20 protein-coding genes are annotated in these 20,029 nt (G+C 34.0%); 6 read left to right on the plus strand and 14 right to left on the minus strand.

Annotated elements, in window-relative coordinates; translation table 11 throughout:
• Window positions 1–89 precede the first annotated feature (89 nt).
• The 3 genes from B2727_RS18815 to bfr all read left to right on the plus strand — a co-directional run bounded on the left by B2727_RS18815 (window position 90) and on the right by bfr (window position 1,558).
• Window positions 90–470: a RidA family protein gene (locus B2727_RS18815; protein WP_004657462.1), complete on the plus strand. Its 381-nt coding sequence runs from the start codon at window positions 90–92 to the stop codon at window positions 468–470.
• A 183-nt stretch (window positions 471–653) separates the two neighbouring features.
• Entirely contained in the window at window positions 654–848 is a 195-nt protein-coding gene (locus B2727_RS18820) for a bacterioferritin-associated ferredoxin (RefSeq protein WP_004776027.1), read from the plus strand.
• A gap of 245 nt (window positions 849–1,093) precedes the next feature.
• Complete coding sequence (gene bfr / locus B2727_RS18825) at window positions 1,094–1,558, plus strand: heteropolymeric bacterioferritin subunit Bfr (protein WP_004803950.1); 465 nt, start codon at window positions 1,094–1,096, stop codon at window positions 1,556–1,558.
• Between the two features lie 69 nt (window positions 1,559–1,627).
• Here the strand turns inward: bfr and B2727_RS18830 are convergent, their stop codons facing one another.
• A complete protein-coding gene (locus B2727_RS18830) occupies window positions 1,628–3,268 on the minus strand; it encodes a PglL family O-oligosaccharyltransferase (RefSeq protein ID WP_033134525.1) in 1,641 nt (546 codons plus the stop codon).
• Window positions 3,269–3,496: 228 nt separating this feature from the next.
• Here B2727_RS18830 and tviB point away from each other — a divergent pair, with 228 nt between their 5' ends.
• On the plus strand, window positions 3,497–4,804 hold the full coding sequence (gene tviB, locus B2727_RS18835; protein WP_050511495.1) for a Vi polysaccharide biosynthesis UDP-N-acetylglucosamine C-6 dehydrogenase TviB: 1,308 nt from the start codon (window positions 3,497–3,499) through the stop codon (window positions 4,802–4,804).
• A gap of 1 nt (window position 4,805) precedes the next feature.
• Here the strand turns inward: tviB and B2727_RS18840 are convergent, their stop codons facing one another.
• Entirely contained in the window at window positions 4,806–5,261 is a 456-nt protein-coding gene (locus B2727_RS18840; protein ID WP_033134524.1) for a pilin, read from the minus strand.
• A gap of 220 nt (window positions 5,262–5,481) precedes the next feature.
• Between B2727_RS18840 and B2727_RS18845 the strand changes: the two genes are divergently transcribed.
• Window positions 5,482–6,618 (plus strand): glycosyltransferase family 4 protein, encoded by a 1,137-nt coding sequence (locus B2727_RS18845; protein WP_033134523.1) that lies wholly within the window; start codon window positions 5,482–5,484, stop codon window positions 6,616–6,618.
• On the opposite strand, the gene B2727_RS18850 is transcribed toward B2727_RS18845, so the two are convergent.
• Window positions 6,615–8,039, minus strand: a complete 1,425-nt coding sequence (locus tag B2727_RS18850) for a mannose-1-phosphate guanylyltransferase/mannose-6-phosphate isomerase (RefSeq protein ID WP_033134522.1) — start codon at window positions 8,037–8,039, stop codon at window positions 6,615–6,617. The genes B2727_RS18845 and B2727_RS18850 overlap by 4 nt on opposite strands.
• 99 nt (window positions 8,040–8,138) lie before the next feature.
• Here B2727_RS18850 and B2727_RS18855 point away from each other — a divergent pair, with 99 nt between their 5' ends.
• Window positions 8,139–9,149 carry a glycosyltransferase family 4 protein gene (locus tag B2727_RS18855; RefSeq protein WP_033134521.1) on the plus strand — a complete coding sequence of 337 codons (1,011 nt, stop codon included), beginning with the start codon at window positions 8,139–8,141 and terminating at the stop codon, window positions 9,147–9,149.
• Here the strand turns inward: B2727_RS18855 and B2727_RS18860 are convergent.
• From B2727_RS18860 to B2727_RS18910, 11 genes are all read right to left on the minus strand, one after another.
• Window positions 9,146–10,447, minus strand: coding sequence for a glycosyltransferase family 4 protein (locus B2727_RS18860; protein ID WP_033134520.1), 1,302 nt, complete (start codon window positions 10,445–10,447; stop codon window positions 9,146–9,148). The two genes, B2727_RS18855 and B2727_RS18860, sit on opposite strands and share 4 nt — an antisense overlap.
• A complete protein-coding gene (locus B2727_RS18865) occupies window positions 10,437–11,504 on the minus strand; it encodes a WavE lipopolysaccharide synthesis family protein (RefSeq protein WP_033134519.1) in 1,068 nt (355 codons plus the stop codon). Before B2727_RS18865 ends, B2727_RS18860 begins: the two co-directional genes overlap by 11 nt.
• Before the next feature lies 1 nt (window position 11,505).
• A complete protein-coding gene (locus B2727_RS18870) occupies window positions 11,506–11,835 on the minus strand; it encodes a hypothetical protein (RefSeq protein ID WP_096089489.1) in 330 nt (109 codons plus the stop codon).
• A 97-nt stretch (window positions 11,836–11,932) separates the two neighbouring features.
• Entirely contained in the window at window positions 11,933–12,661 is a 729-nt protein-coding gene (locus tag B2727_RS18875; protein WP_033134518.1) for a glycosyltransferase family 2 protein, read from the minus strand.
• Window positions 12,658–13,287, minus strand: a complete 630-nt coding sequence (locus B2727_RS18880; protein WP_081406968.1) for an HAD family hydrolase — start codon at window positions 13,285–13,287, stop codon at window positions 12,658–12,660. The genes B2727_RS18875 and B2727_RS18880 overlap by 4 nt, the downstream gene beginning before the upstream one ends.
• Entirely contained in the window at window positions 13,284–13,910 is a 627-nt protein-coding gene (locus tag B2727_RS18885) for a phosphodiesterase (protein WP_033134517.1), read from the minus strand. Before B2727_RS18885 ends, B2727_RS18880 begins: the two co-directional genes overlap by 4 nt.
• On the minus strand, window positions 13,907–14,665 hold the full coding sequence (locus B2727_RS18890; protein WP_033134516.1) for a glycosyltransferase family 2 protein: 759 nt from the start codon (window positions 14,663–14,665) through the stop codon (window positions 13,907–13,909). Before B2727_RS18890 ends, B2727_RS18885 begins: the two co-directional genes overlap by 4 nt.
• A 13-nt stretch (window positions 14,666–14,678) precedes the next feature.
• The gene (locus tag B2727_RS18895; protein WP_033134515.1) at window positions 14,679–16,385 is read right to left on the minus strand and encodes an ABC transporter ATP-binding protein; all 1,707 of its coding nucleotides are present in this window, start codon (window positions 16,383–16,385) and stop codon (window positions 14,679–14,681) included.
• An 8-nt stretch (window positions 16,386–16,393) separates the two neighbouring features.
• Window positions 16,394–17,245, minus strand: a complete 852-nt coding sequence (locus B2727_RS18900) for a glycosyltransferase family 2 protein (RefSeq protein ID WP_241345200.1) — start codon at window positions 17,243–17,245, stop codon at window positions 16,394–16,396.
• Window positions 17,246–17,256: 11 nt separating this feature from the next.
• Window positions 17,257–19,170: a tetratricopeptide repeat protein gene (locus B2727_RS18905; RefSeq protein WP_033134513.1), complete on the minus strand. Its 1,914-nt coding sequence runs from the start codon at window positions 19,168–19,170 to the stop codon at window positions 17,257–17,259.
• Window positions 19,171–19,242: 72 nt separating this feature from the next.
• A complete protein-coding gene (locus B2727_RS18910; protein ID WP_033134512.1) occupies window positions 19,243–19,665 on the minus strand; it encodes a pilin in 423 nt (140 codons plus the stop codon).
• Window positions 19,666–20,029 lie beyond the last annotated feature (364 nt).

Here is a 20,029-nt window from a genome sequence, read left to right on the forward strand (position 1 = left end):
CGACTACACAGTACTCAAGACTTTCGTGCCTGAATTTTTGTGTTAAAGTCGCATGGTTTAAGATAGAAAAAACAACCTAGGAGAGCTAAATGTCACGCCAAGTTATTCATACTGAACACGCCCCTGCTGCTATCGGAACATATTCTCAAGCAATTCTTGTTGGCAATACACTCTACCTTTCTGGTCAGATTGGTTTAGATCCGTACAGTATGGAACTTGTAGAAGGCATTGAAGCCCAAATCCGCCGTGTATTTGATAATCTTAAAGCCGTTTGTACTGCGGCTGGTGGCAGTTTAGCTGATATTGCCAAACTCAATATCTTTTTAACTGACTTGTCACACTTCCAATTGGTGAACCAAATTATGGGCGAATACTTTGCGCAACCATACCCTGCTCGTGCAGCGCTTGGTGTTGCTAGCTTACCAAAAGGTGCTTTGGTGGAAATGGATGGGATTGTGATCATTCCATAAGCACTTTTTTAAATTTATATTTATCAAAAAGTTATAAATCATCAAAAATATCGCCGATCAGGCGGTATTTTTTTATTCAAATTCCCAATAAGAATATACTCATTGTTAGAATGAAATTCATTGACAAACGATAATAATTATCAATAATATCAATTATCGCATTTATATTTGTGGCTCACTCCCATGTATGTTTGTTTATGTCGTGGAATTACAGATCAGGATATCAAAGACGCCGTTGCAAATGGCGCTGAGAGCTATCGTGAAATCCGTGACCTACTCGATCTAGGAACATGTTGTGGTCGTTGCGCTCCAGAAGCCCGTGCTATTATCAGCGATGAACTTGCTGAAATCGCTGCACGTATTTCTATAGCTGCCTGATTTATCTTCAAAACTCTTCCTCCAATTCAATTCGTGTTTTACGACTCCACCGCTTCCTGTAGAACTTAAAAAGTTCCTCATTTAAGCGGTTTTTTTATAAAAATCATAATCATATCAGGATGTTTTTGATTGTGATTTTCATTTGCCGTTCTATAAATTACTCGCCAGATGCTTCTTTCTTGATTAAGATAAGATAAATTGCCTTAGCAACTAGGGCATCGTGTGGTGTTTTTGGAGTAAGCGCAATGAAAGGCAATCGCGAAGTTATCAATCAGCTGAATCAGGTGCTGTACCATCATTTAACTGCGATCAACCAATATTTCTTACATTCTCGTATGTTTAATGACTGGGGAATTGAGCAACTCGGTTCAGCCGAATATAAAGAATCTATTCGTCAAATGAAACATGCTGATAAAGTGATTGAGCGTATTTTATTTTTAGAAGGCTTACCGAATTTACAACATCTAGGCAAGCTCTATATTGGTCAACATACTGAAGAAGTTCTGAACTGCGATATCCGTAAGGTCAAAGAAAATATTGAAGCAATTAAACAAACTGTTGAACTTGCTGAAGCAGAACAGGATTATGTGACCCGTGATTTGGTCCAAGAAATTTTAGAGAAAGAAGAAGAGTATTGGGATTGGCTCGATACCCAACTTGATCTGGTTGAGAATGTGGGTATCGAAAACTATATTCAAAGCCAAATCTAATTCTTCTCTTCAACCCAAACTATTGATTGGGTTAAATCAAAAAATAAAGCCCTAATCAGGGCTTTATTTTTATCTCGCTTGCTTATTCATTTCAATCACTTCTGGCAAGCTGAGTGTTTGTCCATACAGCTGCTGTAAAATAAAAAGCTGCTGTTCTGCTTCTTCAAACTTGTGATTATAAACCAGTACCTGTGCATACTTTTTCAGATTATAAGGAGTTGCTTTATTTTTGACGAAAGCATCCATCCACTCCAAATCCGTATTAGACATTTGAGTTTGAGGTTGTAGATTGATCCAATCAAGTCGTTGCTGAAATTGCGTCAGCAGCAGAATCTTAGAACTTCCCAATATCTCTACTGTCGGTTGCTGCTTTTTAAAAATTAAACGGCTGTTTTCCTGAAATAGCTTGTAATCACGCCAGATCAATAACAGCAGTACAATACCAATCAGCCAGATAACGCGAATGACATTTGTATTTAAAGTTACTGCTTTTAGCTGAGGTGTTTGTGCTTGAACTAAACCCAATAAAAAGCCCATAGGCAGTAGGAAATACGCATAACGTTGCGGAAACTCCAGCATGGTATGGATCAGAATTGCAGCAACCATCATAATTGCAACCACTGAAGTGGTGTCTTTGGCATTTCGCTCTAACCAGAAAAACCAGACTGCCATATAGCCAATAATCAATAATCCAAGTGGTAAACCATTCCAAACCAAGATATCCAACAAAACATTGTGCGCACTGATCACCCACTCATGCGAAGGATGTAAATTAAAAATACTAATCTGAGCAATACTGGTTTGATTCCAGCCATAACCAAACCATGGCTGCTCTTTTAGCGCCAAAAGCATCTGCGTCCAGATATCAAAGCGTAAATAGCCTGAGCTCGCCCGGTCAGCCAAACTGGTTGTTTGGATGACTTCAGAGTTTGAGAACGTTTCAATGACATTTGTGAGTAGTGGTAAGCCCCAAGCCGCAATCACAAAAAAACCGATACACCAAATCCAAAGCTGACCAAAGTTGAAACGTGGTTGCTGCTTGTATTGTTTATACATCCAATAAAATAGAATAAATAAACACACCACCCATGAAGTTCTAGACTGGGTTAAAGCAATAGTAAATAGGATCAATAGACTAGAGGGCACTAACCAATACGCAGCTACAACTCTTTTCTCATATAGATATAACGCCCCCATTAAGCCCATGATCAAAAAAGTTGCCAAGTGATTTGGTTGACCAAAGTTTGCATAAGGGCGATCACCTTTTAATTGCATCACCCCATTAATCACACCGCCAAACCCGCACCATTGCACAATTGCCATGACACTACAGACAATCGCAATACCAAATAGCAGCTTAGCGGTCTCTTGCATCAGCAGTTCACGCTGATCCGCCTGCACCGAAAGGTTATAGCCAAGCACGATCATCAGCCAAAAAGCGAATACATAGAGTGAGCTTAATAGTGCCGTGCTAAAGTCATTGACCAGACCAAAGCCCCACTGCAACAATGGAACAGCAATAATCGGTGCGATCCAGAGTTGAACTCTGGGAATAATCATTTTTTTATTGAGAAAAACTGCAAGTAAAACTAGTCCAGCTGAAAAACTGGCAAACTCACCAGAAAAAGTAACCCAAGGATAAGTATGAAATGGGGAGAGCCAAGCAAAGCTGATCAGAACGCTGGCAAGAAAAAAGCATAAAAATTGCATAAGGTATCTTAGAAAAGCACTTATCTCTATAATACAGCAAAGTACTTTATACAGCTTAAACAAGTCAGATAAACTACACTTCTAAACTAATCTAGGACCACACTGACTATATTTCTAATTAAGCAAATTATTTATAAGATTGAGTTTTTTTATACAACCATACACATTAGAATACACTTATATTATCAATACTTTATCGATATGAAAACCGAGTCTAAAAACAAAAACATGTCACATCTTTACGCTATAATTAACAACAAGATCACAACTAAGCAATTAACCATTGCAGTGATTGGCTTGGGTTATGTCGGTCTACCACTGGCCTTGGCCTTGAGTAAAAAGTTTAAGGTTATTGGCTATGATACTAACCCAAAGAGAATTAGTGAACTCGAAAATCAACAAGACTCTACTTTAGAGATCAGCCGCACAGAACTTGGTGATTTATCTAATCTTCATATGAGCTCTGATCCAAAAAAACTCACGGAATGTGATGTTTTTATCGTCACAGTACCGACGCCAATCGATCATTTTAAACAACCCGATTTAAATCCCTTAATTCAAGCGTCAACCACAATTGCAAGACATTTAAAAGCTGGCGATATTGTGATTTATGAATCCACCGTCTACCCTGGTGCGACCGAAGAGGTTTGTGTTCCAATATTAGAAAAATATTCACAACTCAAGTTTAATCAAGATTTTTTTGTAGGTTATAGTCCTGAGCGTATCAATCCAGGAGATAAAACCAAAAGTGTTACGACCATTAAAAAAGTTACATCAGGTTCAACACCAGAAATTGCCGATTTAATTGACCAAATTTATTTAACTATTATTACCGCAGGCACACATAAAGCTGCGTCAATCAAAGTGGCCGAAGCAGCAAAAGTAATCGAAAACACACAACGTGATGTCAATATCGCCCTCATCAATGAACTTGCCCTCATTTTTAATAAACTCGGCATCGATACTGAAGAGGTATTAAAAGCCGCAGCGACCAAATGGAACTTTTTACCTTTTCGTCCAGGACTCGTTGGTGGGCATTGTATCAGTGTAGACCCGTATTATCTTACCCATAAGGCCCAATCTATTGGTTTACATCCAGAGATTATCTTAGCGGCGCGCCGATTAAATGACCGTATGGGTGAGTATGTTGCGACGCAACTCATCAAAGAAATGGTTAAACAAAAGATCCAAGTTGTCGGGGCAAATATTCTGGTGATGGGACTGTCATTTAAAGAAAACTGCCCAGATATTCGCAACACCAAAATCATTGATCTGATTCAATCACTCAAAGAGTATGATTTGAACCTTGATGTCTATGATCCTTGGGTTGATCCATTAGAAGTCATTAAAGAATATGGCTTGGAACCTGTTCAAACCCTTCAACCAGCTAATTACGATGCGATTGTACTGGCTATTGGGCATCAACAATTCAAAAATATGACTTATGAAGAAATTCAGGCTTTGGGTAAGGAGAACTTTGTTCTTTACGATCTTAAATATATTCTCCCATCTCACCAATCGAATCTCCGATTATGATTTAAATACCTCTACATATAGAAGGCAAAAACTTTTGGGAAATTTGTGATGATGCACACTCCCAACGTGCTGAACCATTACCCGCATAGTTCATCATTGCAAAAACAAGCGTTTTTCCTGCCACTCCAGCATTCATATTCGTAGAATTAAATGTAAATTCAAAAGCACATAAAGCTCCGGTATATGTTGTATTAATCCCAACGCTTTGAACATATTTAGTATTCAGTGTTCCTGATGCATTCAACCCCAAATCTGCTGGTGAAATCGGGCAGCTCCCGCTTTCACCATATTTTGCCAATAATTCAGCCTTAATTGAGCTTGCCATATTAAGTGCCTCAGCAACTTGCGCCCGCGTGGTGTAGTTTTGATATGCAGGAATAGCGATACTCGCTAAAATACCAATAATAGCAACAACAATCATCAATTCAATGAGTGTAAATCCTTTCGCACCAATCATGACTTTGCTCCCCAAAAATGTAATTATGGGAGCTTAATTTCAAAAATCATGCCAAATAAATAAAATAAACAATTTCAAATATATAAGTTAAATTAAAAGATCAAATGAATGACCTATTTTGTCACATGATGACTTATAAGATAATTTTATTGAATAAAAAATTTAACGAAAGAACTTCAAATCATATACACTTTAGAAGAGCTTATAATCTCTTAAAATCATGTCTAAGAAAAAAATATTGATCGTGACCCGCAATCTTCCTCCATTAATTGGAGGAATGGAACGCTTAAATTGGCATATAGCAGATGAACTATCTAAGGATCATGATGTTCTGCTTATTAGCCATACCAAAGCAAGAACAATCGCGCCATCAAAATCCACATTTTATGGAGTCACATTAGATCCACTTCCTCTTTTTCTTATATTGGCTTTTATCAAAACATTCTGGATATGCTTAACCCAACGCCCAGATATTTTATTTGCAGGCAGTGGTTTAACAGCTCCAATCACAGTTTTTTGGGCAAAGTTTTTTAGAAAAAAAAGTTTAGTTTATATACATGGTTTAGATATAAAAAATGATAGTCGTATTTATCATTTAGTTTGGACACCATTCATACGGGCTGCAAATCATATTATTACAAATAGTTCACCTACTCGTGATTTATGCATAAAAAAAAATATTCCATCTATGAAAATATCTATAATTCACCCTGGTGTAACATTTCCAGCAAAAATTCAAAATCATACAGTTATGCAAGAAATGAAAGAGAAATTAAATCTTAATAACAAAAAAATTCTCCTTTCTGTCGGACGCCTAACAGAACGCAAAGGTTTAAGTGAATTCATAAAACTTTCTTTACCTCAAATTGTGAAAAACAATCCAAACGTAATCTTGCTCATTGTCGGTGATTCAGCCAATCATGCTCTGAATAAGAATATGCAAACCCGAAATCAACTCATTAAAATAGCTCAAACTCATAACATAGACCAACATCTATGTTTTGCAGGAAAAGTTACAGATCAAGAGCTTTCTAGCCTATTTTATTTATCCTCTATTCATATTTTTCCTGTTAAACACATAACAAATGATCCAGAAGGCTTTGGTATGGTTGCGATAGAGGCTGCAACACATGGAATTCCTACAATTGGCTTTGCTACAGGTGGTGTAATAGATGCTGTAGAACAACAAAAGAGTGGTTTTTTAGTTGAGAGTAATAATTATCAAGAACTCAGTAATGTTGTTACACAATTTCTGCAGAAAAATACCTTAATAGACCGAGATACATGCCAAGATTATGCAGAGAAATTCTCATGGAACAACATGAGAATTAAACTCTCGTATTTATTAGACAATTAGGTTCGACCATACTCATCCTTGAAGCGAATAATATCATCCTCACCTAGATAAGAACCAGACTGTACTTCAATCAATTCCAATGGAATAGAGCCTGGATTTTCTAAACTATGTACTGTCCCCAATGGGATAAAGGTTGATTCATTCTCTGAAATAAAATATTGTTCCTCACCTTTAATAACTTTCGCTGTACCTTTCACAACAATCCAATGTTCTGCGCGATGGTGATGTAGTTGTAAAGACAATTTTTCTTTAGGTTGAACAGTAATTCTTTTAACTTGATAGCGCTCACCTATATCAATACAATCATATTTGCCCCATGGACGAACAACTTCTTTATGTTGTAACAACTCCACCCTTTGGGTGTTTTTCAACCTCTGCACTATATTCTTAATTTCTTGAGATTTATCTTGATGGGAAATTAATATTGCATCTTTTGTTTCTACAATAATAAGATTCTCAACACCTAATACGGAAATTAAACGTGAAGAAGAATGGATATAATTATGATAGCTCTGCTCAACTAGCACATCACCAAAAATCACATTCTCTTGCTCATCCTTTTGATTAGACTGCCATAAAGATGACCATGTACCTAAATCATTCCAGCCAGCTTTCAAACTTATAATTACACCATTTTGGGTATGTTCCATAACCGCATAATCTATTGATTCATCTGCACATTGTTGAAATATATCAGCATTAACACGGATAAAGTCCATGTCTTGTTTTTTACTTTGCCATGCCAGTACACAACTTTGATAAATTTCATCTTGATATTTTTTAAGCTCTTCAAGAATTACAATAGATCTAAACATGAACATACCACTATTCCACAGATATTGATTCGTGGATAAGTACTTTTCTGCAGTTGACCGATCTGGTTTTTCAACAAACTGTTTAAGTTTATAAGCCTCGTTTTTCTTAATTTCATCTCCCAATTGTATATAGCCGTAACCAGTATTTGCTTCTGTAGGAACTACCCCAAAAATAGCTAAATCGTTTTGCTTTGCATAATGATAGGCATTTTTAACACACTCTTCGAAGCATTCAATATCAGCAATAAAATGATCTGCAGCTAAGACAAGTAAGATAGTGTCATGCTCTGGATAGAGTTCGAGTCCCAGTAAAGCGGCTAGAGCTATTGCTGGGGCAGTATTTTTTGCGTAAGGCTCTAAAATAATTGAAGCGTTTTTAATATTTAACTGTCGGAGCTGCTCAGCAACAATAAATCTGTGCTCTTCATTACATACAATAATCGGTGGTGCGATTGGTTTTGGTAAATTTTCTAAGCGCTTCAAAGTTAATTGCAGCATTGTATGACTTTCATCTACAAGTTTTAAAAACTGCTTTGGGTAAGCTTGACGTGAAAGTGGCCACAAACGTGTACCAGCCCCCCCAGCTAAAATGACTGGAACAATCATGTGTATTTCCTTTCTAAACACATTGAAATATATTAAATATAATCATTTATTAGTAAAATGATATCACGAATTTTATCTTTGCTCTTCTTGGAAGCACTTATGACAACACCTGCAATCTGGTTTCCAGCAGTCAGAACCAATAGCGGCTCAGATAAATTCACAGAACAACTCGTAATAGCATTGAATAAAAATGGGATTCGGGCTGAAATTACTTGGTTGCCACATTATGCAGAATATTTACCATGGCTAGTAAAAGCACCTACTGCACCAGAATGGGCAAATATTATACACATCAATACTTGGCTTCCCTCAAAATTCTACCCCAAGAATCTTCCCATTGTTGCTACATTACACCATTGTGTTCAAGATAAAAATTTTTCACCTTATAAAACAAAACTGCAAAAGCTCTACCATTTTTTATGGATTACTCCAATTGAAAAAAAATCTATTCAGCATGCGACTATTATAACCACCGTTAGTCAATATACAGCGAATTGTGCAAAAGAGATTTTTGATATTTCCAATATAGAAGTTATTTATAATGGCGTAGATCTTGATATTTTTAATCCCGTACCCCGAAATGAAAAGAAAGAAAATCAAAAGTTCAGTCTATTGTTTGTAGGCAATAACTCAATTCGCAAAGGTTTTGACTTACTACCTAGGATAATGGAACAGCTTGGTGATGATTATGAACTGTTTTATACAGCCAAATCTGCCGAAAAACTCCCATCAAATATGAAACAATTACCATATCAAAAAAGCTCTCAAGATTTAGCAAATGTTTACAGATCAATGGATGCATTACTTTTTCCTTCAAGACTGGAAGGATTTGGTTTAGTGGTAGCAGAAGCTATGGCATGCGGTTTACCTGTTGTCGTTGCTAATAGCTCGGCACTACCAGAACTTATTGACCATGGGGTATCTGGTTTTATTTGTCAAAAGGATAACATTTTAGATTTCACAAAAAAGATAAGAAAACTGAGGGTTGACCAAAATTTGCAAAAAAAAATATCTAATGCAGCAACTACCTATATTCATAAAAATTTCAATATACAACAAACCATCGATGCTTATATTAAAATATATATAAAATTACTTGCAGATCGTTAGATATCTGCAAGAAAATCACCAATTCCTTTCTTGAAATTTTCCTTACTAAATCTTTTAATATTAATCAACCCCTTACCGGATAAATTCTCACATAACTCATTATCAGTCCATAATCTTTTAATGCATTCTGCTATTTCTTCTACATCTAATGGATTTTGCAACATTAATGCAGAGCCTTCAGTCACTTCAGGTAAAGAGCTATTATTAGAAGTTAAGACAGGTACGCCCAATGTTTGAGCCTCGATAATAGGTATACCAAATCCCTCATTCAAACTTGGAAATAAAAATGCTCGGCTATTTCTTATTAAGCACAGCTTTTCAATATCAGATACAAAGTCTGTTTTAAAAATATTAAATTTTGAATGAGAAAAGTTTCTATGGTTAACTAAATAATTCTCTAATAAAAATTCTTTCTTATATTCTATATCAATGCTACCAGAAATGACCAACGGAATAGACTTATCCGAATGTGTTACTTGAGCGTATGCTCGGACTAAATTATGGATATTTTTTCTCTTCTCAACAGCCCCTACATAGTACATATATTGACCAGATTTCAAGTTGTACTTATCTAGCACTTGTTGTTGAATTTCAGGTAAAGAACTCAGATAAATGCTATTTTCATCTGCAGGCAATGGTTGATACACAACTTGCACTCTATCATGCATTTGTGGAAAATATTCTAAGAATTTATTTTTTGAATGATTTGATACTGCAAGAATTTTATCTGCGTAGCAACACGCTTCTAATCTTTTATAAAAATACTGATAATATTTTCTTTTTTCATCAAGAGGTATAGTATCATGAACCGTTTGGATCATTTTATGTCTATTAGACTTAAATGCAAGTGGAGAATCTGTAAATATTATATCTTTACTAAAAAAACCAGGTAAATTAATATCCTGCAAGTATAAACTTTTAAAAAACAATAAATCTATATTATTTGAATAATAAAGCAACTGTTTATTTAAAAAAAAATTAAACATTTTTTCTTTTTCAAAAAAACTATCAGCATTATTTAAAAAAAGATAGTCCATCTGCATGATTTTATTAAAAAAATAACCCAACACTATTTTAAACTTATTATTGTGTTCGAAAAAATATTTATTAGGATCTCTTAAGTAATTAGAAACACTATCGTTTATCAAATCTTTATTATACATTTGTGAAAATAAACCAATATCGTAATGATTTCCTTTAATTGCCTCAATTAAAGATCTAGCGAATTGATAAACTCCTCTACGATCACTTCTATTAAATGAATAACTCAAAAAAACAACACGGTTATTAATGCTCATTTTTATTCCTTACTAACCTATAAAAGCGTCTCAACCTTAAATACACCTTGGGTGATAAAAAAATAAGAAAGGTTCTAACAAAATCCTCCAAAAAACCTAATCTAAAAAATTTAGTAAAATAAAAAATGCAGAACAACCTAATTAGCCTTAGGTTTATATATTTCACATTATAATAACGATAATACAATAAATTAATCTCATCAGATTTATAAATATTTTTTTCCAATAATTTTTGATCAGAAATAAATCTTTCAGGATAGATAAAACCTGTTTGCTCCCAATTAATAATATTAAAATTTAATGAAAGTATAATTTCAGAAAGAAAAAAATAACTCTTTGAAATATATGTTGTATAAGGCAGGTATATACCATATCCTTTTGAATTAACCCAATCAACCATTAAAGCTTGTTCTGGAGTCAACCTCTCCCCTTTATCACAAAAATAATTAAAACAAGACTTAATGCTCAATGGTGTAAATAAATAATCCCTAGAGAATAACTTTCTCCCCCATAAATCTTTCATTTGTCTTGTTAAACCAAATTGAACAACATCACCTAAGTGAAATAAAAAATGCTGATATGATAATGGATTTTTTGTGTATAAATTAGATACATTTATTGCTTCTTCAAAAAACTTATATTTTAAGTATTGATCAGGGATATTCTTTTTTTTCTTCACTTTAAAAAAATTATTATTACTTAAACTCAAATCAGCACGAATTTTTAAAGTATATTCACGATTAGCATATTTCAATCCTTCCATAGTAGAAAAAACCATTTTATTGAAATTCCAAGGCCTACTATCAAATCCCTCAAAAACCATTATACTTTCTGGTTCATCATTATATAGAACTTTATCCACAACCGATTCATCACAATTTTGCCCTTCCCATGTAGACACAATAATTTCAGCATATGGTAAATATTTTTTTATAGAGTCAATACATTGATAAAACAAGCAATTCTTGTCATCCTTCACATAATGAGTTAGACCTTGAATGACTACGGAAATACGTGCAGAGCCTATGACCTCTCCATCGCTTTGCAATTCTTTCATATCACTCCTCAATTAAATACTTATCATCTAGAGCTCCTGGAATCTTCACCACAATATTTATAGCATCTGTTAGTGCTTCAAAGTCTGTTACTTCGCCTGGCTGGAGTACAATGATATCACCTTCCTGCCATTCTTGACCTGCCATCCTTACTTTACCACTCAAAATCATTGTAATTTCAGTCGCTACTTTATGGTAATGCTTAGCTTCATAATCACCGATAACATACTTTTTTATAGCTACTTCACAAGCATTCGTATTAAAAGCAGTTGGTGTAAACCCACCAACAAACCAGCCCTTGATCATATCTTCATATCTTGCATGATTCATCATCATATTTCCTTAGAAACCACGAACTAATTTTATAAAATTTTTAAGCGCAATTCTCATAAGAGAGTCTATAAACCTAACGACAATTTTCCATAATTAGCTATCTTTTCTTTTCTATAAATGCTTCTAACTGTTCCAGTTGTTTTTCATTTTTTATAGGGTGATAAAGCTCAGTAGCAACTTTAAATATACCAATTCTATTTTGCTCTAATACTAACTCATTGAGGCTTGGGCAAATATAAAATAAACCATTGACTGAAGCATCTTTTCGAATCATATTTTTTGCAGCTTTTACAAATATTTCACCTTTCTCAAACCAGAAGAAACCAGCCGTCGCATGTCTACTAATGGGTCTTTTTTCTGCTGCTTCAATAACTAATTCATCTTCAATTTTCACATAAGAATAACGTGGATGTACAGAATTAAAGCTAACCACCCCTGCGTCTAAACCACGCTGACGAAAATTTCGTAAAGGTAATGAAAAATCAATATCTAGTAATTCATTTCCATTAAGAATAAGTAATTCATCATTATTATCAATATAAGGTATTGCAAGAAGTGCTGTACATGCGGCTCCTCGAGTATTATCAGAAACCTTGAGTATTTTAGCATCTGGAGAAAGTAGACATACAATATTATCTAAATAATAATCTCGAACATCTGTGTCACGTAAAGCAATAATAAAATTAACCTCTGAGTCAATAGAAGCACATTGTTCAATCAGTTTTTGAATCAAGGGAATACCCTCAAACTCAACCAATGTTAAAGGGTAACTTTCATTCTGACTTTGCAACGGCATATACCCAGCAGCTAAAATTAATACATTCACATCAAAGCCTCAATTTGTTTGATTTGAGATTCTATATTACTTAAATTAACATCATGTACGTCTTTTACCACCAACACATGTGCTCCAGATGCCCTTGCAGACTTAATGCCATTTTCATTATCTTCAATAACTAAACATTCCTTTGGCATTAAACCCAACTTTGTAATAGAGGTTAAATAAATTTCTGGGTCAGGCTTTGGTTTAATGACATCGCTCGCTGATACGATTTGATCAAGATAACCTCCAAGTTTGGATTTTTCCATCATTACTTCAACGGTATGTCTAATAGAGTTTGAAGCAACCGCAAGTTTAAATCCTCTCGCTTTTAGTTTTGACAAGGCATATTCATGGACAAACTGAGGTTTACATTCGGCATAAACAATTTCCATCGTATAAATCTGTTTCATTTCATTGATAAACTTATGAAGTTCCCTAGGGAGCCCAGATTCTAATGATAACATTTCAAGTTTTTTGATAGTGGGCAATCCATCATAAGTAGTTAGATGATCATATCGGTTAATTTGATAGCCAAATAATCCTAATGCACGATTGAGTGCTTTGTAGTGCCAATCCTTAGCCTCTATTAACACCCCATCCATATCAAAAATAATTGCTTTTATTTTCACGTTTTAGCTCGACTAAAATAAGCTTTAGCTTCTTCAGGTATGTCAGTACACAACATCAATTGAGAGTAATGAGATAAAGGGCGAATTAAGCTCCATAAAGAGGTTTTATCACGACCATGCAGTTCCGAAGATACAATACAAACTTTTTTGCCTTGAATTAAAAAATTTTCGATTATAGTCGAGTTATACCACTCCTCTGAAAAAGAATCTAGCCAGACACCTACGGCTTGATCAAACCATATAGGATGTTGTTCAACTTCACTCATTCGAGTAAATATTGGAAGTCCTAGTTTTATATAGGCTCGCATATCAGGTATTGACATATCAAAAACAAACCAGTTGGTATTCGGTATATTTTCCATATACATTTTAAGAGTCTCTGCCAATCCATCTGCTTTGACATTTAACGCCAATGGTAAATCAGATCCACTATAAATATCTAAAAAATCTTTAAAACTTATGGCATGATTATTAGGCATATCATGTGAAATAACCAGTGTTCCATTTAAATCCCGAATATCTGTTTCTGTACCAAACCCAAGATTGAAAGAGTGCATAAATGCAGCAATGGTGTTTTTCTCTTTTATCTGTCTCCAATAACCACGATGACTTAAAATAATCATGTATTCATCCCCGCTGCCCTTTTCGAAATAGGTAAACTCAAAAAAAGATCCAAATCTTGGGGAATACCTAAGCCATACATGCCTTGAGCTTCCGAACCTATATTATAAATTCCTATTTTTTGTCCTTGTTGAATGAGTCGATTATAAACAGGAGCAACATAGAACTCATCATTCACCCGCTCATTACCATGAATCATGTTTTCTGCGGCAGCTACAAAGTTACATCCGTGAGTATAATTATAAATACCTACGGTTGCCTCATTGGAAATCACTTCTTTCTCGACGACTTCTGTCGCCATATTTTTATCATTTAATCTAACAAATGACCATTTGGGATCATTAGCTGTCATCGTCATAATCAAACCATCTAAATTATTTGATCTCTGATAATTCAGATAGTCATCAATGCGAATATCTACATACTGATCACTATTGGCAATCATTAATGGATCTTTATTATTAATAAACTTTTTAGCAGCTAGCACTGTACACGCTGCTCCCTCAGTAAGACCCTCAATTTCTATAATTACTGAGGTTGGAGCCCATTGATTCAATTTCTCAATCAAATTATATTCTCTAACATGTTCTGCTTGACATATAAAGATAAATCGATGGGGTTGATTTGGCATTAGATTATCAATAACTAACTTAATCATTGGTTCATCATGTATTCTTATCAGCGGCTTTGGATCAATATAACCAGCCTTGGCAAATCGACTACCCGCACCAGCCATTGGGATTACGATATTCAGCATATATATTCCTGACTTATAAAGTAATAATGTGATCACAGTTCGCAACAGCACTTTCTCTATGCGCAATAATCACTATGGTTTTTTTTCCACTTAAATTTTTAATTGCTTCATTTACTGCATGTTCAGTTTCAATATCTAATGCACTGGTTGCTTCATCCATAAATAAAATTTGCGGATTCTTATATAATGCACGAGCGATTCCAATACGTTGCCTTTGACCACCAGATAACATTACCCCACGCTCACCAACTTTTGTTTGATACGCTTGTGGTAATTGCTTCACAATAAACTCATCAATCTGAGCCTGTTGTGCAGCAAATCTAACTGCCTGCATATCGATTTGCTCGACATCAAGACCAAATGCGATGTTTTCTGCAATACTTTTGTCCGCTAGATAAATGCTTTGCGGTACATATCCTACAATTTGATACCAAGCCTGTATATTATTCTGATTTAACTCAACACCATCAATTAGGATTTTTCCATTATTTGGGTGCAATAAACCCAACATAATATCCATGAGTGTACTTTTACCACTGCCACTCTTACCCACAATTCCTATGCTTTGATTTTTTAGAATATTTAAATTAAAATCATCAAAAACCAAATGATCAGAACGACTTGAGTAAGAAAAACATATATTTTCTAATTGGATTATTTTTTCAAATTTAAGTTTATAGTCTGGCTTAAAATCTATTTTTTCACGCTCTAATAAAAACTCATTTTTTATCACATTAAAAACGTTTTGAGAAAATTTTATTTGTGAAACTGCTCTATATATATTTTGTGCGGCGGGTAACATTCGATAAGCAGCTATTCCATACAATCCTAATATAGGTAAAATATGAGAGATTTCTTTACCAGAGACAACTAATGTGATAGCAAGAATAATAATACAGCCATACCCTATCGTCTCCACAATATGTAGAGGGACTTGACCTAAAGTTTCTTTCGTTGCTAAGTGTAGTGAATATAGTCTTGAACTATGATCCACTTTCTCAATGTATTGTTTTTCTGCATGATTAATTATAATATCTTTAATACCACCCAATACTTCCGAACAAGCTTGATAGCGTATTTCATTTGCCTCAACAAAACTTTGGCCTATCCGATCAAGAACTTTTTTCACACTTAAAAAAATAATAATATAAAAAAACATTAATATAAATGCAGTAGAAATTGCCATTATAGGATCATAACAAACTAAAATAGCAATCACACACAGGATAACAACACTATAAGCAATCAAAAACAATATAGGTTGAATAATCCCCCGAACAAGTTCATCTACTTCTGACAATATATTTTTTATCAAGTTTGAGCTATTTTTTTCAATAAAAAATTCATAAGGCTGTTGTAAGTAAATTTCTAAAAGTCGAGTTGAAAAATAATGCCGCTGTAGGTTAGAAAATCTATATAATGCATATTGAGTAATAATCTTAATAACGGTAGAACAAATAACAATGATAAGTGAAATTACACCTAGGTATACAATAAATTGACGTGTATCACTCACTAATAAAATTTTTGAAATTTTTTGAAGCAATAAATTGCTTTCTATAACTGTAGGATTCGCTAATACGGCGAGAAAAGGCATAATTGAAACAACACCAATTGCTTCAATACCTGCCATAATAACTACAAGAATAAGAACAACCAATAGTTTTCTTTTATCAAGCGGTGTCAAAATTTTCCACAACTGTATTAATATACTAAACACAGTAATTCCTACTTATTATCTTTATACATGAGGGCAGTCACTTGCTCAGAAATTAGCCCCATCAAAAATATCATCACACTTCCCGTGTAAAGCAATGCACTCATATTAGTAAAACGATGATATTCATAAAGTGTATAGCCATACCAACTTGTTGCAATCAGAAATAATACAACAGCTATCGGTAAAAACATCTTTAAAGGTGAAAATAGAGTTGCTATTTTAAAAATGATAAGAAAAAAACGTATTCCATCTTTTAATGGATGAATATGGCTTTTTCCAATTCGTTTAGCAGCATGGATTGGAATATAAGCGACTGAATACCCTGCTCTAAAAAATGCCATAGTACTGGTCGTTGGATAAGAAAAACCGTTGGGTAACAAATAGAGAAATTCTCTAAATTTCTCTGCACGTACTGCACGCAAGCCTGAAGTGAGATCTTCTACTTTATGTTCTGTCATATAAGTCGCTAAATTATTATAAAGTGTATTTGCAATACCACGACCAACACTTGCTTGCGAACCTTTTTGTCTTGCACCAACAACTAAATCATAACCTTGCTCAATTTTTTCAATTAATCGAGAAATATCATTAGGATCATGCTGTCCATCAGCATCCATAAAAACAATCACATCCCCTGTTGCTACTCTTGTACCCGTCTTAATTGCTGCACCATTACCTTTAGAATAAGGATGCGTAACCACCACTGCCCCTGCTTTTTCTGCGACTTCTTTTGTGCTATCAGTTGAACCATCATTGACAACAATGATTTCATAAGCAATATCTAATTGCCTGATCTTTTCAACTGTTTTTCCAATCGCCCCTGCTTCATTTTTCGCGGGTAATACTATACTAATATTCAACTGATATTCCCTCATTTTTTGTTTTGCAACTTTTGCTGCAAGACTTCCCTTAAACGTTTAATTTCAAAATCATATTCGCGCTGAGTACGTTTTAATGTTTTAGTATCTTGCCGACGATAAATTTCCTCTACTTTATCAAGCAAAATTAATGCTTCATCGTAATATTTTGCAGAACCTAACTCAGCTACCATCATCATTCCAGCTTCAACATCATTATAGCGTAATATAGCTTCTAAATATTGATTCAAAGCTAATTCAGGTTTACTTAGTGCTATATAAATTTTTGCTTTTAAATAGGGCATTAATCGCTGAAATAAAGGGAATTGATTATATTTTGCATTTTTTTCTAATGCAGATATGAGTGAAAGAGACCAATTTGCATATTTCAAAGTTTGTGGATTATCGACAGTAAATTCAACTAACGTTCTTAAGGCCTGTATTGCTTGCGCATCAAAAGGTTGTTTTTTTAATCGGTTTGCTGTTTGTTCAAAGTCATCAATTGTTGCTACACCTGCATATACTTTCTGTAAAAGTAAACGCATATTCAGTAATGCACTATCAGGCAATCTTTGCATCGCCTTTTGCACATATTGATTCGCTTCAAATAAATTCCCTTTATCAAATAAAACGGCTGCAATTGCATTTTGTGCTCTGGGCGAATCTGGAGAATTTTTTGCCCAATAAAGTTGTAATCGATCTGTATTTCCCCAGAGTTTGGCTCGTTCATAAGTAAAAAAGGACAAAATAGATAAAATCAATAGAATGATAAAATAGACTAACCTAGCATCAATATATTTTTTTAATGAATAAAAGCCACTAGCAATAGGTAAAAATAAAAAAATAGCTGATAAATAGTTCCGATGTTCAAAATATAATTCTAATCCAATAACTGTAGATTCCATCAAATGTGCAGCAAAGAAAAATAAAATCGCTAATGCACATAAAGGATATTTTCTTTTAAATATTAACACCAACAGCAATAAAATAAATAAAAAAACTATAGAATATAATGTTGTAATTGGCTGAGTTAATGATTTTGAGATATAAAAACCATCTTGATAAAGACCTTTCAATTCAACTTGAGGAACAATTAAATTATATAAATACTCACTTACAATACGAGCTTCACTATAGAGACGTTCAATCATATTAAAATTACGATTGGGCCATGGATGAGCTGAAAAATCCATATACTTTATAAGTAATAGAGTAATTGTAATAGAAGGTAACCATAAACAGACTGCTCGCCATTGCCATCTTGGTTTATTTTTTTCTTTATTTGGGTTACAAAATTCTATGACTAAAATAAGTAAAGGTAATAAAGCACCATTTTCTTTACTAAAAGTTGCTAAAACTGTTCCTAACCCAATACTTAAACTCATCAATATATAAGCAGGAATTGATTTTTCAGATAAAAATAAGCGTGCTTTTAAGTACCCCACTATTCCAATTAAACTAAATAGTGTAGCAAGTTGAGCCATACGTTGTATAACATATAGAGTTGTTGAAACGAAATAGGGGTGTAACAACCAAATTGCTGTACTGACTAATGCAATCCAAACTGCTTTTTGTTCTTGGTATTGATAGTTTCTTAATAGCAGTAATATTGCCCAACAGAGGAAAACCCCATTGAGTAAATGAATCATCAAGTTAGTATATTTAAAAGGATAAGGATCTGTTGGCCAAGTATTCGCATCAATTAAAAAACTTGCTAATGAAATCGGACGACCTGTAGGCCCTGCAAAACCATTAAAAATAAATGCTCTAGTTTTATCCCAACTATCAATTACCCCATATGTTCCAAGATCCTGTAAATTAGGATAATCATCAAATAAATAATCACCTTTTAAACCAACTGAATAAATAAAGATACATATAAATAAAGATAAGAATAATACAATACCAGAATAATATTTTTTATACATATTTAACTCATATTTGGTTTAAATCAATAAAAAACGCCCATTCAAGATGAGCGTTTTCAAGTCAAATATATATTAACGACAATTAGATGGAACTAATTTAGGGTCAATAGTACCCACTTTACATTTCCACTGGATTGCACCACCAGCAGTTGTCGGACTTAGAACAAGAGTTTTACCAGTTGTATCATCAATTTTTGTATTATATGCAACCGTAATTAAACCACTAGCTACAGTAACAGATGTTACAGCATTACCAGTAATAGCACTTGCAGCAGCTAAACCTGCGCTTGCGTTATTTGCAGGATAACGGTTATTCGATGAATAGAATTCTGTTACTGCAGTTTTTGCCCCTCCTGCGAGGTTAAGTCCTTCTGAAACGTGCGAACGTTTCGTATAGTTTTGATATGCAGGAATTGCAATCGCCGCCAAGATACCGATAATCGCGACAACAATCATCAATTCAATAAGAGTAAAACCCTTTTGCATTGTGTTCATAACATTTCTCCAATGTATAAATTTTTTATAAGCTTTTTTGCAGCTGCTTTGTATTTAGCATGTTTTATGCCAGTCCTTAGCTTAGCCAATTTTAACCTAAAAAAACAGAGACTTAAAAAAAAATCATATTGGATAAAATAAGATCAATTTAGACACTTTAAGAAAAAAAATGACAAATAACGTCATCTTTACTGTTTAATTATTCTTTTTTTTAGCGAACGAATTTGACTATTTTCTACTTGTATGTAAATTGAGCGACTCAATTCACAGAAACTTTATTAATATTTTTTTTACCGCTTATCAGAAGGAAATTGCAACAAGCAGCCGATTGCAAATTTTATATACAGAACATTCTGCACAATAA

The organism is Acinetobacter sp. UBA991, assembly GCF_002292065.1.
GTDB lineage: Bacteria > Pseudomonadota > Gammaproteobacteria > Pseudomonadales > Moraxellaceae > Acinetobacter > Acinetobacter higginsii.